Here is a 14091-nt window from a genome sequence, read left to right as displayed (position 1 = left end):
GGATGTGCGGAACAACGTGCGTCGCAGGTGCGTTACTCCTCGATGGAGGCCTGCCGGAAAGAGTGCACCTCGTTGCCGCGGATCTCGAAGCCCTTCACGTTTTTCTGGGCTCCCGCGATGGATTCGTCGTTGTGGATGTACACCATGGGATGCAGCTCGTTGATGTAGAGCTGGAGCTCCTTGTAGATTTTGGCGCGTTCCTCTCCGTCCGGCGTGCCGCGCCCCTTGGCGAGGTATTCGTCGAGCTTCGCGTCACTGGTGAAGGTGAAGTTCGTTCCCGAGGTGGACTCGAGAAGCCCCGAAACGGCGAAATTGGGATCCGGCACGGTGGAAACCCAGCCGAGCAGGAACATGTCATGCTTCTTCTCCTGCAAGCCGCTGAGGTAGGCTCCCCACTCCAACACCTTGATCTCCGACGTGATGCCGATTTCCTGCAGCTGTGCTTGGATGATGGTGGCGGAATCCACGCGCTCCTTCCGCTCGTTCGTCCAGATTTCCATGCGGAGATCCTTCATGCCCGCTTCTTCCAGGAGCTTTTTGGCCGCTTCCACATCCTGCTCGTGCTTGGGAAGCTCGGAATCGATGGAGTATTTCACCGCTCCGGGGACAAGGGACGTGGGCACTTTGCCGACTCCGCGATACACCGCCGCCTGAATGCCCACGGTGTCCAACGCCAGATCGATGGCCTTGCGGACGCGCACATCGTCGAAGGGCTTCTTGGAGAGGTTGAACCCCATGTAGGTCACGGACGTCTGGGGTACCCGGTAGAGCACCAGGTTTTTATTCTCTTCGATACGCTTGATGTCGTTCGTGGTGATGGGGTAGGCGATATCAACTCCGCCGGTTTCGAGCTCGATGGCGCGGCTCGTGGGTTCCGGTATGGAGCGGACTTCGAGCTTCGCGACCCCCGCCTTGGGACCCCAGTACGCGTCGAAACGCTCGAGAACGTACTTGTTCCCCTTCTGCCAGCTCACGAACTTGAAAGGCCCGGTTCCCACGGGCTGCATGCCGTAGTTGTCCCCCGCCTCCTCCACGGCCTTCTGGTTGAGGATGGAACCCCAACTGTGGCTGAGGGAGGGGAAGAAGGAGTAGTCCGGGTGCTTCAGGTGAATGATCACCGTGTAGTCGTCCACGATCTCCACGTTGTCGAGGTTCTGGGAGTAGGTCTTGATGGACGCTCCGAGATCCGTGGTGGCCCGCTCCAGGGAGTATTTCACATCCTTGGCGGTCATCTTCTCTCCGTTGTGAAACACCACGTCCTTGCGAAGATGCATCTTGTAGGCCGTGTCCGACGGAAATTCCCAGGATTCCGCGAGTCCGGCGCGAACCGTCCCGTCACTGTTAAGGAAGACCAGCGTGTCGTAGATGGAATGGCACGCTCGGGCACTCGGCATATCGTTGTGACGGATGGGATCCATGGTCGTGGCATCGTACTGATCCGCCACGACGAGGGTGTCCTTGGCCCACCCGATGCTGCAAAGACCGAAGACGAGAACAGAGACCAGTACTGCGAAAACGCTTTTCTTCATTCCGTTCTTCATTCGATTCACCTCATCATCTCTCCACAATCGGACTTCGTTCGACACCCCTACTTTCCAAAGACAGCGTGCCTTCTCAAGAAAAGGCCCTGCTCGCGAAAATTCCTTTCCGGGCATCCCCCCTGTCGCAGGCAACGTTCCGCCGCGTCGCACCCACTCAGGCGTTTTCGCTCCGGCGAACGTAGAGTTCGAGAATCTTCAGCACCATCTCCGTGGCTTTCTCCATGGACTGCACCGGAATGAATTCGAAGCGTCCGTGGTGATTGTAGCCCCCCGCGAAAAGATTCGGCGTGATCAGCCCCCGCCAGGAAAGCGCGGCTCCGTCGGTACCGCCCCTCATGGGAATGATCCGGGGCTCCACCCCGATCTCTCTCATGGCATCCATGGCGGTTTCCACGATGTCCATGCGCTCCTTCAGTTTCTCCCGCATGTTTCTGTACTGATCCGACATGGAGAGCGAAAAGCGCTCTTCTCCGTATTTCTCGTTCATCCAGCGTATCGCTTTTCTCATGAAGTCCTTCCGGGCCTCGAACTTCTCCGCGTCGTGATCCCGGATGAGGTATTTCAGCGTCATATGTTCCACTACCCCGCGCATTTCCATGCAATGATAATAGCCTTCATAGTTTTCCGTGGTGCTCGGGGTCTCCGCGGGGGGGAAAAGGGCATTGAATTCCTGGGCCAGGGTGATGGCGTTCAGCATCAATCCCTTGGATTTCCCCGGATGCACCGCCCGCCCCCGGATTTCCACGGTGGCGTTGGCGGCGTTGAAGTTTTCGTAACAGAGTTCCCCCAGAGGTCCTCCGTCAAGGGTGTAGGCAAAGTCCGCACCGAACGCCTCAATGTCGAGCAACTTCGCCAGGTGTCCCACCTCTTCGTCGGGAGTGAACGCCACCTTCACGGTGCCGTGTTCCACCTCGGGATGCGCGACGAGATAGTCCAGCGCGCCCATGATCTCCGCGATTCCCGCCTTGTTATCCGCTCCGAGCAGGGTGTTGCCGTCGGTCACCACGAGATCTTTCCCCACACAGTCCTTCAGAAAGGGAAAGTCCCGCGGCGAAAGCACCTGTCCTTCCGCCTCGTTCAGAATCACGTCTCCTCCGTCGTAGCCTTTCACTACCCGGGGTTTCACGTTCTTTCCCGTCACCTCCGTGGCGGTATCGAGGTGCGCGATGAAGCCGATGGCGGGCACCTTTTTCCGCTTGGCGGGATCCGCGATGTTGGAGGGAAGAGAGCCCGTGACATAGGCGTTCTCCGTCACCACAACGTCCTGCACGCCGAGCTGCTCGAGTTCCTTCGCCAAAACCTCCGCCAGCACCATCTGGCCGGGAGTGCTGGGCACCCCCGCAGCTTCATCCGTGGACTGGGTATCATACGTAACATAGTTCAAAAAGCGCTCCAACGTAGAATACATCCGACATCACTCCTTTTCCATCCTCATGCTCATCTTCGTCCTCAGCTTCATCCTCGTCCGAACGCAGCCTTTCCGCAACACTCCCCTGAGGTCCCTTTTCGCATACCCCGACGGCCGTCGCAATCGCAGCGACCACCGCAACGGTCACCCTCACCACCACCACAAAACGGCTGCGAAAAAACCGCGACGCCCGGAGCAGTTTTTTCTGAAATGCCGCTTCCACCGGGCCTCTGTCGCCGGCAGGGAGCGGCACGCTTCCTCACCGGTCCGAACGATGTCCCGGCAAACGTTCCCGAACCCCGATCCGGAACGTCATGTCTTCAACACACCTGCGCAAGCCCTCCCGTGCATTGCCCGAAGAGAGCGCAACACATCCCTTTCGCCCTGACGGAACGGAATGTCCTAATCCGGCCAGGAATTGGCCTCGATCTCGGTGACGGCGTCGCGGTAATACCGGATCACGAGGTTCGTGTAGCCGCTCTCCGTCTCGTAGAGGAGCACTCCCTCGTCCTCGCCGGTGGGCTCGCCGAGGAGAGCGCGAACCTGCGACAGGGACGAACCCACCCGGAGCCCTCCCGGAAGCGTCATCTTCGGCGAAAAGACGCGCACCGTAAGGGGCAGCTCGCCCCCGGCCTCCATGCGATAGAAAGAAACCTCCGCCTCGGAATAGAGAAGGGTCACCACCACATCCGTGAGGGAGGCGTCGTGGCGGTTCTGCTGCTTCCGTTCTCGGACCAGCCGGGGCTCGCCGAGTTTTGCCCGCACCGCCTCCTCGTTACCGCCGAAGAAGGTGAGCACGCCGTTGATGTAGGCCTCCGTGTCCGCAGCTCCCGCAGCGGCGGGAGGAGAGAGGAATCCCGCCCCCAGGGCCAGGCAGAGCACGCAAAGCACCGCCGCACGCCACGCCCCCGGCGGGACATTCCGCCGGAATGCGCACCCTCCGGTCTCTTCCGATCCGAAGCGTCCTTTCCTGCGACCCGTCCCCGTCATGTTCTGAACACCGCCTTTCGCCCCGACTACGTTCTGAACACGCCCCGACTGCACTGCCCTGCGGCAAACCCCTGCTCAGTATAGCGCGTTTCCGCAAGGGACGCACAGGCCTCCACGGTGCGCCGCCTCCGGCCCGACCATCTGTGCAGAAACAGGCATAATGGTCGTTGACAAGGTGGAAAACGAAGCGTAAAATTGCGCCTCGCAACCCTTGGTCATTTAAAAAAACATCGGTCATTTTCTTACGGCGACGTGCGGCGAAGATGTGCCGCGACCGGAGCGCCGGTACCGTTGAGATTCTCGATACACCGTGAGGGGAGGAAGAGATGGCGCGTCTCTCGGAGAAGAAGAAAGCTCTTGTGGAATCCATGATGCGGGAGTCCCTCCTGGCCGCCGCGGAGGAGTTGCTGACTCAGGAGGGGTGGAAAGGGGCGACCATGGAGCGCCTCGCCCAGGCGGTGGGCATCGCCAAGGGCACGGTCTACAACTATTTTCGGGACAAGCGGGAGCTTCTCTGGGCCGTGGTGGAGCGCAACACCGCGAATCTGCGGCACCTCGTGGCCTCTCTGGACGTGGAGAAGGGCGACCCCGTCGCGCTCCTGACCCGGGTGCTGGAGGAGACGCTCTCGGGCTTTCACCGGGACCGTCACGTCATCGCCGCGCTGATCCAGGCCTATCACGAGGATCGGGAACTCGGCCATGACTGTGCCGCGCACCATCCGCCCCTGACGGAGGTGCGGACTTTCATCCGGAAGGTCATCGCCCGGGGTGCCGCGGAAGGCATTTTCCGCCCCATCGACCCAACGCTGGGCGAGGCGGTGGTGAACGCCACCATCGTGGGACTGGCGAAGCAGCTCGTCTTCGACAAACTGGACATTCCCGGAGAGGGGTTCGCCGAGGCCGTGAAAACCATTCTGCTCCAGGGACTCTGCGCGCACGGCGCCATTGCCGCGGAGGCGCCCGGAACAGGATGTGGCGCCTCTTCCGAAAACCGCGGAGATGCTTCCCGCAAAGCGACACGCCACCGGGCCCAGGACGGCGGAACGGAACACCACGACGCAAGAACGAACGCGACGACGGAGGCTCTCCGGAGCGACGCGACGAACCGACAGGACGACAGGAAGGGAAGGTGCACCACAGCATGACAGCGCCGGAACAGCACAGCGGACACGGAACGAACGGCACCAGCGGAACGGGCAGGCCGAAGCGCAGAACGGGAAGAACGCTCTTCCTTCTGATGCTTCTTCTCGCGGCGGGGATTTACTTCGGGAGACCCTACCTCGAACCGTACCTCCCCCCCCAGCTCAAGAGCGCTCTCGCGGTGCTCCCCGGCGGCGACAAGGCGGCGAAACCGCAGGCGACCATGCCCATGGCGCCTCCGGCGCCCACGGTCATTCTCCACACCGTGGAGAAGGCGGACCTCGCGGTGGGCCGGGAGTACGTCGGGCGGGTGGAGCCCATCCAGACGGTCTCCCTGCTGCCCCAGATCAGCGGCATCATCGAGGAGGTTCATTTCAAGGAAGGCTCCATGGTCAAGGCGGGGGATCTCCTCTTCACCATCGACAGCAAAGAGTACCGGACCACCGTGGCGCTCCGCAAGGCGGAACTCGCCAAGGCGGAGGCGACGCTCGACCGGGCGTCCAAGTACCTCAAGCGCCTGAAGGCCGCGGACGCACGGAGCGTCTCCGCGACGGATCTCGACCAGGCGGAGAGCGACGTTCTCCAGAACCGGGCCGCGGTGGAACAGGCCAAGGCGTCGCTCCAACTGGCCCAGATCGACCTGGGCTACACCCGGATCGCCGCGCCCATCTCGGGAAAGGCCGGCAAGGTCAACTTCACCAGGGGAAACTACGTGACGCCTTCGAGCGGCACGCTCACTTCCATCGTGCAGATGGATCCGGTGCGCGTCACCTTCTCCCTCCCCGACCGGGACTATCTCGACCAGTTCGAGGCGTTCCGCTCCGCCGAGAACGTCTACGACGCGGCGATCCGCCTTCCCAACGGAGACGCCTACCCTGAAAAGGGCACCCGGGATTTCGAAGACAACGTCATGGACGCGAAGACCGGGACGATTTCCGTGGCCCTGCGCTTCAAAAACGACCGGGGGGCCCTGGTTCCCGGCAGCATGGTCCGGGTGAGCGTCAAACCCGTCACCTCCCGCACCGTGCCCGTCATTCCCCAGGAGGCGATCCTCGCGGACAGCGCGGGGGACTTCGTCTACGTGGTGGACGGAGAAAACGTGGCACACAAGCGCCCCGTTCGGCTCGGCGCGGCCTTCGGCCGGGTGAGCGAAGTCGCCTCGGGGCTCGAACCGGGCGAGCACATCATTCTTCTGGGGCTGCAGTCCGTCCGCCCGGAGATGAAGGTGAGTCCCGCCCAGGTGGCGACGAACGGAAACGGCACCAAGACACCCGCGGAGCGCGCCCGGGAATCGGACTACGATCCGCAGACGGTCTCCGCCGACGTGAGCGGTGACAAGACCGCCTCCGCAGAGGGGAGCGACTGATCCATGTTCTCCAAATTCTTCATCGAACGACCCCGCTTCGCCATGGTCATCGCGGTGGTCCTCGCTCTGGCGGGGGTCATCGCGGCGTTCAATCTTCCGGTGAAACAGTATCCCGACGTGGCGCCCCCCCAGGTCACCGTCTCGGCGAGCTATCCCGGAGCCGATGCGGAGACACTGGCCAACACGGTGGGCATCCCCCTCGAAGAGGCGATCAACGGCGTTGACGACATGATCTACATGAGCTCCACGTCGAGCAACACCGGGGATTACTCCCTGACGGTCACCTTCAAGACGGGGACGGACACGGACATGGCCCTCGTGAAGGTGCAGAACCGCGTCCAGCAGGCCTCACCCCTGCTGCCCGGAGAGGTGACGTCCCGGGGGATCACCACGGAGGCCCGTTTTTCGGACATGCTGGGCTTTCTCGCGGTCATCTCCCCCAACGGCACACGAGACGCCCTCTTCCTTGCGGACTACGCCTACAACAACGTGCGGAACGCCCTGAAGCGCGTTCCCGGCCTCGGCGACGCGGAAGTCCTCGCGGCGAAGTACAGCATCCGGGTCTGGCTGGATCCGGAACGCCTCGCCTCCCTGGGACTCGGGACCTCCGACGTGGCCGACGCCATTTCCAGCCAGAACCGGCAGGCCTCTCTGGGCGCCATCGGCGCCGCGCCGGCCGGCGAGTACACCCCCCTGATCTACACGCTCACCACCCGGGGGCGTCTGGAAAACGTGCGGCAGTTCGAGAACATCGTCCTCAGGACCACCGCCGACGGCGGCATGGTCAAGCTGAAGGACGTCTCCCGGATCGAGCTGGGAGCGGAGAGCTACACCTTCGAGGCCGCCTTCAACCAGTCTCCGGCGGCGCTCATGTCCCTTTCCCAGGCGGCGGACTCAAACGCCCTGGAGACCATGGCGGCCACGGAAAAGATGCTCGCCGAACTGGAGAAGAGCCTTCCCGCGGACACGCAGTTCGTCATCGGCTACGACTCGACGGACTACGTGAAGGAGACCATCCACGAGATCCTCTTCACCCTCGGCCTTACCTTCTCGCTGGTGGTGCTGGTCTGCTATGTCTTTTTGCAGGACTGGCGGGTCACGCTGGTTCCCGTGGTGGCCATTCCGATCTCGCTTTTGGCCACCTTCATCGGGCTTCTGGTGCTCCGCTTCAGCATCAACATCCTCACCCTCTTCGCCTTCGTGCTCGTCATCGGCACGGTGGTGGACGACGCCATCATCGTGGTGGAACGGGTGCTCTACATCATGGAGCGCGACCGGGTGAAGGCCGTGCCCGCCACGATCCAGGCCATGAAGGACGTGACGGGGCCAATGACAGCCACGACACTGGTCTTTCTCGCCATTTTCGTTCCCGTGGCCTTCATGGGGGGCATCACCGGCGAGATCTACCGCCAGTTCGCCGTGACGGTCGCCTTCTCGGTGGTCTTCTCCCTGGTGGTGGCCCTGACGCTGAGCCCCGCCATGTGCGCCCACATGCTCGAGGGCGTCCGCCCCAAGACGCGGGGTCCTCTGGCCTGGTTCAACCGGGTGGTCTCCAGCGCCTCCAGCGGCTACGTGGCGGGTTCCATGTGGATCGCCCGCCGGACCCTCGTCACTCTGCTCTTCTTCGGCCTGGTGGTCGCCACGGCAACGGGAATCATGAAGACCACCCCCACGGCCTTCGTCCCCGACGAGGACCAGGGAGCGGCCTTCATGATCGTGCAGCTTCCCGAAGGTGCCTCCCAGGCACGGACCCGGGCCGTCATGGAGAAGGCCCTTCCGCCGCTCCGGCAGATCCCGGGGGTCAAGTTCGTCATGGACATCGTGGGTTACAGCTTCATGGGAGGCTCGGGAGAGAACGTGGCCTCGATCATCGTCGCCCTCGACACCTGGTCCGAGCGAAGCACCCCCGACAAGAGCCTCCAGAGCATCGTCGGCAAGATCCGGGGTATCGCCGCCTCCATTCCCGAGGCGAACATCAACGTGTTCACGCCTCCGGCCATCCAGGGGCTCGGCATCGCGGGCGGGCTGGACGTGCGGCTCCAGTCCAGGCTCGACAACGATCCCCAGCGGCTCGCCCAGGTCCTGAGCGAGTTCACGCTGCGGGTCATCCAGTCGCCGGAGTTCCTCTACGCCTTCAGCCCCTACACGGCGGACACGCCGCACATTCACCTGGATCTCGACCGGGAGAAGGCGGAGATGCTGGGCGTCTCGGTGCAGAACGTCTACAAGACACTTCAGACCTATTTCGGCACTGCCTACGTGAACGACATCAACATCGGCACCACGGTGAACAAGGTCATCCTCCAGTCCGACTGGCCCTACCGGAACCGGGTGGACGCCATCGGCAGCATCTACACCACCGGCGCCGCGGGGGACCGCGTGCCGGTGCAGAGCCTCGTGGCGCTCCACAAAACCCTGGCACCCCGGGCGGTGAGCCGCTACAACCTCTTTCCCAGCGCATCGATCACAGCCTTCCTCACTCCGGGCTTCTCCTCCGGGCAGGGCATCGCGAAGATGGAGGAGCTTGCACGGACGCTCCCCGAGGGGTACGCTCTCGAGTGGTCCGGCGTGACCTACCAGGAGCGGGAGGCCGAGGGACAGACGGGGCTCATCATCGCCATCGCCATCCTCTTCGGCTACCTCTTCCTCGTCGCCCAGTACGAGAGCTGGTCCGTGCCGCTGGGGGTCATCCTCTCCCTGCCGGTGGCACTTCTGGGAGCGCTTGTCGGCATCTTCGTCATGAAGATCTCCCTGAGCATCTACGCCCAGCTCGGCATCCTGCTGCTGGTGGGGCTCGCGGCGAAGAACGCCATCCTCATCGTGGAGTTCGCCAAGGAGCAGCACGACGAACACGGCAAATCCATCCTGGAAGCGGCGGGAATCGCCGCATCGGAACGGTTCCGCTCGGTCATGATGACCGCCCTGACCTGCGTCATCGGCATTCTGCCGATGCTCTTCGCGAGCGGCGCCGGGGCGGGAAGCCGTCTCCACGTGGGAACCACCATGTTCTTCGGCATGAGCCTGGCCACGGCGCTGGGCATCTTCCTGATCCCCGGGCTCTACGTCTTCCTCCAGACCTTCCGGGAGAAGATCAAGGCGGGTGTGCGCCGCGCCTTTGCGCACCCCGAAGCCACAACGGAAAAAGAGGTGTAGGGTCATGAAAAAACCGGTGCTTTTCCTCACATCCCTGGGGCTCCTTCTCCTGCTCGCCTGCGGCGCCTGGGCCGCGTCGGTTCCGGCCGCCTCGGGAGACGCGGACCTCGCGGCGGGAGCCTGGACGAAGCTGGCGAAGCGCTATCCCATGCCCTACTTCGCCGCGACGGAAGCGCCCGAAGCCCCGTCCCCGGAGGTGCTCGCGGGCTGGTGGGAGGCCCTGGGGGACGAGACGCTGACGCGGCTCGTCCTGGCGGCCCTGGAGAACAACCGGAGCCTCCTCTCCGCCAGGGCCAAGTTCACCGAGGCCCGGGCGGCGCTGGGGATCAGCAAGTCCGCCGTCCTGCCCTGGCTCGACAGCGGGGCCGCGATGACGCACTCCCAGACGGGAGAGGACGCGTCGAGCACGGGCAGGAAGATCGGTCCTTCGGACTACTATCGGCTCGGCATCGACGCCTCCTGGGAGATCGACCTCTTCGGCGGTCAGGCCAAAAAAATCAAGGCGAGCGAGGCGGACCTGCAGGCCCAGTACGGAACGCTGCACAGCACCTGGGTGAGCCTCTCCGCCGAGACGGCCCTGAACTACATCAGCCTCCGCACGCTGCAGAAGCGCCTTTCCGTGGCGGAGCACAACCTGGCGCTGCAGCTCGACACGCTGGAACTGCTCCAGTCCAAGGTCGATTCCGGCCTGGCGGACGAGCTGGCCCTGAACCAGGCAAAGTACACCATGGAGCGGACCCGCTCCTCCATTCCGCCCCTTCAGGCGGGCATCGAGGAGGCGCTGAACCGGCTGGCCATCCTCGTCGGCCAGGTTCCGGGAAGCCTGCGGGACACCCTGGGGGTCTTCATGCCCCTGCCGCAACCCAGGCCCGTCGATCTGGTGGGGATCCCGGCGAACGCCCTTCGCCAGCGTCCGGACATCTACGCGGCGGAACGCCGTCTGGTCGCCCAGGTGGCCCGCAAGGACGCGGCGAAGAAAGACTTTCTTCCCAAACTGAACCTTCTGGGCTCCGTCGGCCTGGAGTCGCTCTCCTCCACCCGGGGACTCTCCGCGTCGGACGGCTTCGGCTTCAGCTTCGGACCCAAGATCGTGTGGCCCATCTTCCACGGCGGCGCCATCCGGGACAACATCCGGGTGCAGACGGCCAGGCAGGAACAGGCCCTGGCGGAGTACGAACAGACCGTGCTGGATGCGGTGGCGGAAGTGCGCAACGCCCTGACCGCGGAGACCCAGGAGCGGGAGCGCAGCCTCTCGCTGCAGCGCGGCGTGGAGGCGGCGCGGACGGCCCACGAGGTCGCCCAGGACCAGTACAGCAACGGCCTCACGGACTTCAACAACGTCATCAGCGCCCAGAGCGCCCTGCTGGCCCTGGAGGAATCCCTGGCCATCAGCGAGGGGGAGATGCTCGCCAATCTCGTGCGCCTCTTCAAGGCCCTTGGCGGCGGCTGGGCCCCCCTGACGGAGGGCGATCTCTCCCCCGGCTCCGGAGGCGCCGATGCCCCCACACCTCTTGAGGCGAACCTCTCCGACGAGAGCCGGGCCTATCTGGAGGAGATCAAGAAGGACCTGAAAAAACCGAAGGACCTCTAGCAGCCTGTGTCACGTCCCCGCACGGAGGAGGCGCATCTTGTTCCGAGAGGGCAGTGTTTTCCGCACCGCCCTCGGAACGGGATGCGCCTCCTTCTGTTTTTCGCGGAACGTGACAGGGACATCACCATGGTTGAAGCAGGGACGAAGGAATGCACCTCCCGCCGTTTTCGCGAAACGTGGAAGGACGTGCTTTTCACGATTCCTTCCTTCCACGGAACTGTTCCTTCGAGGCAATTCCGGAAACGCTTCGAAAGCCGGCACTTTGGAGACGTCAAAAGAGTACACAATTGACCCCTTCGAAGAAGTGTGCTATGGTCCTCTAAAGAGGCACAGGAGAAGGTGGACGGCGACAGGGTGCTGCGCGCCCTCCGTTTTTTCCGATGACCCGTTCAGACACCACACCGCCTTCCTCGTTTCGTGGAGAAAAAAGGGGGATCCATCGTGACGGGAAACGGTTTCGACCCCGAACCACCGTCCCGCGAAAACAACCAGGACACGCCCTTTCAGGGAGAAAACCAAGACCGTTCGCTCTCTTCCTCATTGACGGAGCGCCTCTTCTTCCTGGAGGAGACACCCCGTTTCCTTCTGGACGCCCGGGGACATTTCGTCCTGGCGAACAACGCCTTCGCCGCTCTGGGAGGCTTTCGCGCCAAGGACCTGACGGGCAGGCCCGTTTCGGTGCTTCTGGGCTCCACCGAGACGATGCACTGGCGACGGCACCTCCGGAAGCTCTTTACCTTCCGGGACTCCCTCGCCTTCGAGTCGGAGATCTTCTGCGCGGACGGCCAGTGCCGCACCTTCCTCGTCTCTCTGAGCATCCTGGAGGATCTCCTCCCGGAGCCCCTCGCCGCGGCGACGTTGACGGACATCACCGGCCGCGTCATGGAGGAGGCCCGACTCCGCCACATAAACGCCCAGCTTTCGACCATCTACGCCATCTCGGAAAGCCTGCTGAAACATCTGGAGCCGGACGCCCTGCTCGACACGGCGTGCCGCCACCTGGGCGACCTGCTCAACACGGAACACGTCTCGGTCTGCGTCTGGGACCGGGAAACAAAGCGCAATGTGATCCGCGCCGCCTCGGGAATCCTGCGCCCCTTCGTCGGTCTGTCCTTCTCCGAACACGACGGCGCCGCAGGACAGGTCTTGCGCACGGGAGAACCCCTCTACGTCCGGGACTATCCCCATTCGCCCTATTTCGTCGATCTGCCGGGGACGAATCGCATCGCCTCGGCGCTGGTCTACCCCCTGGCGGACCAGGAGCGCATGCTGGGCGTGCTGTTTCTGGCCTTTCTCGACGTGCCGCGTTTCCTCGACGCGTACACCCTGCACGAGCTTTACCGCCTTCTCGGCACGGTCTCCCTGGCGATGCGCAATGCCCTGCTCCGGGAGGAACTGCAGGCTCGGGAGAGGACCTACCGCACCCTCTTCGACCTGGCCCCCCTGGGCATCGTGCGCGTCATCGCAAAGGACGGGCGCACCCTCGACGCCAACGACGAGGCGGCGCGCATCTTCGGCTACGAGAACCGGGAACATTTTCTCCGGGAGTTCGACACGCTCGCGAGCTACGCGAACCCCGAGAATCGTGCCTTTTACCTGAAGGAGCTGGAGGAAGGGCGGAACCGCAACATCGTCCTCGAACGGCGGAACCGTTTCGGCAAGCCCCTCTGGATCTCCGTGAGCGGGCGCGTGGACCGGGAGAGGGGCGAACTGGAGAGCTTCTTCACGGACGTGACGGCGGAGAAGACCCTGGAGCGGGCACTGCAGGAATCGCTGGCGGAGAAAGAGACACTTCTTCGGGAAATCCATCACCGGGTGAAGAACAACCTCGCCGTCGTGGGAAGCCTCATCTCCCTCCAGATGGGGAGCGTGACGGACTCCCAGGCCCTGGAGGCGCTCAACCAGACCCTCTCTCGGGTGCGGACCATGGGACTTCTCCACGAGCACCTCTATGGCCGGAAGAACCTCGGCGCCGTGGAGATGGGGGACTACCTGGACGAGCTGGTGCGGCTCATCCTCTCCATCGCCCAGACCCGTCCGCCCCGGGTCTCCGTCACCGCCGCTTCGGTGCGGCTTTCCCTGCACCGGGCCGTTCCCTGTGCTCTCATCGTCAACGAGCTGGTCACCAACGCTCTCAAGTACGCCTGGCCATCCCCGGAACCCGGGATCGCCCCGACGGCAGAGGACGGAGCGCCGGGGGCGGAACCGCGGCTAAAGATCCACCTCGCCGTGGAAAACGGATCGGTGCGGCTTTCCGTGGCGGACAACGGCGTAGGGCTCCCTCCCGGCATCGACACTGGCCGAATCCGCTCCGGCCTGGGGTTCACCCTGGTGCGGGGGCTCGCACGACAGCTCGACGGCACGGCAACCTTCACAAGTGACGGCGGCTTTTCCGCCACCGTGGTCTTTCCCGTGGAATCACCCCGCCGGGCTCAGTCGTCCGGATAGGCTCGGAAGACCGCGAGGATCTCCTCAAGGCTGGCGAAGAAGCAGTCCACCACCTGGGGATCGAAGTGCCGCTCCTCCTCTTGCCGCAGAAAAGCCAGGGTTTCCTCGAGCGACCAGGCCGACTTGTAGACCCGCCGGTGCGTGAGGGCGTCGAACACGTCCGCCACGCAGGTGATGCGGGCGAAAAGATCGATCTCCTCCCCCCGGCGCCCTTCGGGGTATCCCCTGCCGTCCCAGCGCTCGTGGTGCTGCAGCGCTCCGTTCGCCGTCATCGAGGGCGAGGGACGGCACGGCAACCAGACAGCGCGGTCAGCGCACAACGTCTTCATACAGAAAGCGCGGTGTTTTTCCGGGTAACCCCGAAAAAACACCGCGCTCGTCGCTCGTTCCGCCTTGTCTTGCACGCGCTTCCGCCTCCGGGGCCGGAATCCCGAAACCGGGAGCGCCCGGGTCC

Annotated in this window: 9 protein-coding genes; 5 read left to right on the top strand and 4 right to left on the bottom strand. The window is 63.7% G+C overall.

What is annotated here, in order from left to right; genetic code table 11:
- Positions 1 to 32: 32 nt before the first annotated feature.
- The 3 genes from K349_RS0100205 to K349_RS17540 all read right to left on the bottom strand — a co-directional run bounded on the left by K349_RS0100205 (position 33) and on the right by K349_RS17540 (position 3939).
- A complete protein-coding gene (locus K349_RS0100205; protein WP_245587978.1) occupies positions 33 to 1541 on the bottom strand; it encodes an ABC transporter substrate-binding protein in 1509 nt (502 codons plus the stop codon).
- A gap of 154 nt (positions 1542 to 1695) precedes the next feature.
- On the bottom strand, positions 1696 to 2949 hold the full coding sequence (gene pepT, locus K349_RS0100200; RefSeq protein WP_025745577.1) for a peptidase T: 1254 nt from the start codon (positions 2947 to 2949) through the stop codon (positions 1696 to 1698).
- Positions 2950 to 3351: 402 nt separating this feature from the next.
- Positions 3352 to 3939: a hypothetical protein gene (locus K349_RS17540; protein ID WP_157367208.1), complete on the bottom strand. Its 588-nt coding sequence runs from the start codon at positions 3937 to 3939 to the stop codon at positions 3352 to 3354.
- A gap of 326 nt (positions 3940 to 4265) precedes the next feature.
- On the opposite strand from K349_RS17540, the gene K349_RS0100190 reads away from it, so the two are divergent.
- The 5 genes from K349_RS0100190 (at position 4266) to K349_RS0100165 (ending at position 13637) form a co-directional block, all read left to right on the top strand.
- Positions 4266 to 5084, top strand: coding sequence for a TetR/AcrR family transcriptional regulator (locus K349_RS0100190; protein WP_025745573.1), 819 nt, complete (start codon positions 4266 to 4268; stop codon positions 5082 to 5084).
- On the top strand, positions 5081 to 6445 hold the full coding sequence (locus tag K349_RS0100185; RefSeq protein WP_025745571.1) for an efflux RND transporter periplasmic adaptor subunit: 1365 nt from the start codon (positions 5081 to 5083) through the stop codon (positions 6443 to 6445). The genes K349_RS0100190 and K349_RS0100185 overlap by 4 nt, the downstream gene beginning before the upstream one ends.
- Positions 6446 to 6448: 3 nt before the next feature.
- Positions 6449 to 9598, top strand: coding sequence for an efflux RND transporter permease subunit (locus K349_RS0100180; protein ID WP_025745570.1), 3150 nt, complete (start codon positions 6449 to 6451; stop codon positions 9596 to 9598).
- A gap of 4 nt (positions 9599 to 9602) precedes the next feature.
- On the top strand, positions 9603 to 11189 hold the full coding sequence (locus K349_RS0100175; RefSeq protein ID WP_025745568.1) for an efflux transporter outer membrane subunit: 1587 nt from the start codon (positions 9603 to 9605) through the stop codon (positions 11187 to 11189).
- Positions 11190 to 11630: 441 nt separating this feature from the next.
- Positions 11631 to 13637 carry a PAS domain-containing sensor histidine kinase gene (locus tag K349_RS0100165; RefSeq protein WP_025745564.1) on the top strand — a complete coding sequence of 669 codons (2007 nt, stop codon included), beginning with the start codon at positions 11631 to 11633 and terminating at the stop codon, positions 13635 to 13637.
- On the opposite strand, the gene K349_RS19815 is transcribed toward K349_RS0100165, so the two are convergent.
- Entirely contained in the window at positions 13622 to 14041 is a 420-nt protein-coding gene (locus tag K349_RS19815) for an HD-GYP domain-containing protein (RefSeq protein WP_025745562.1), read from the bottom strand. The genes K349_RS0100165 and K349_RS19815 overlap by 16 nt on opposite strands.
- Between the last annotated feature and the right edge of the window lie 50 nt (positions 14042 to 14091).

The organism is Aminiphilus circumscriptus DSM 16581 (assembly GCF_000526375.1).
In the GTDB taxonomy this organism is placed as follows: domain Bacteria; phylum Synergistota; class Synergistia; order Synergistales; family Aminiphilaceae; genus Aminiphilus; species Aminiphilus circumscriptus.
The sequence above is the reverse complement of the archived record's forward strand: the minus strand, read 5'-3'. Positions and strand labels throughout refer to the sequence as shown.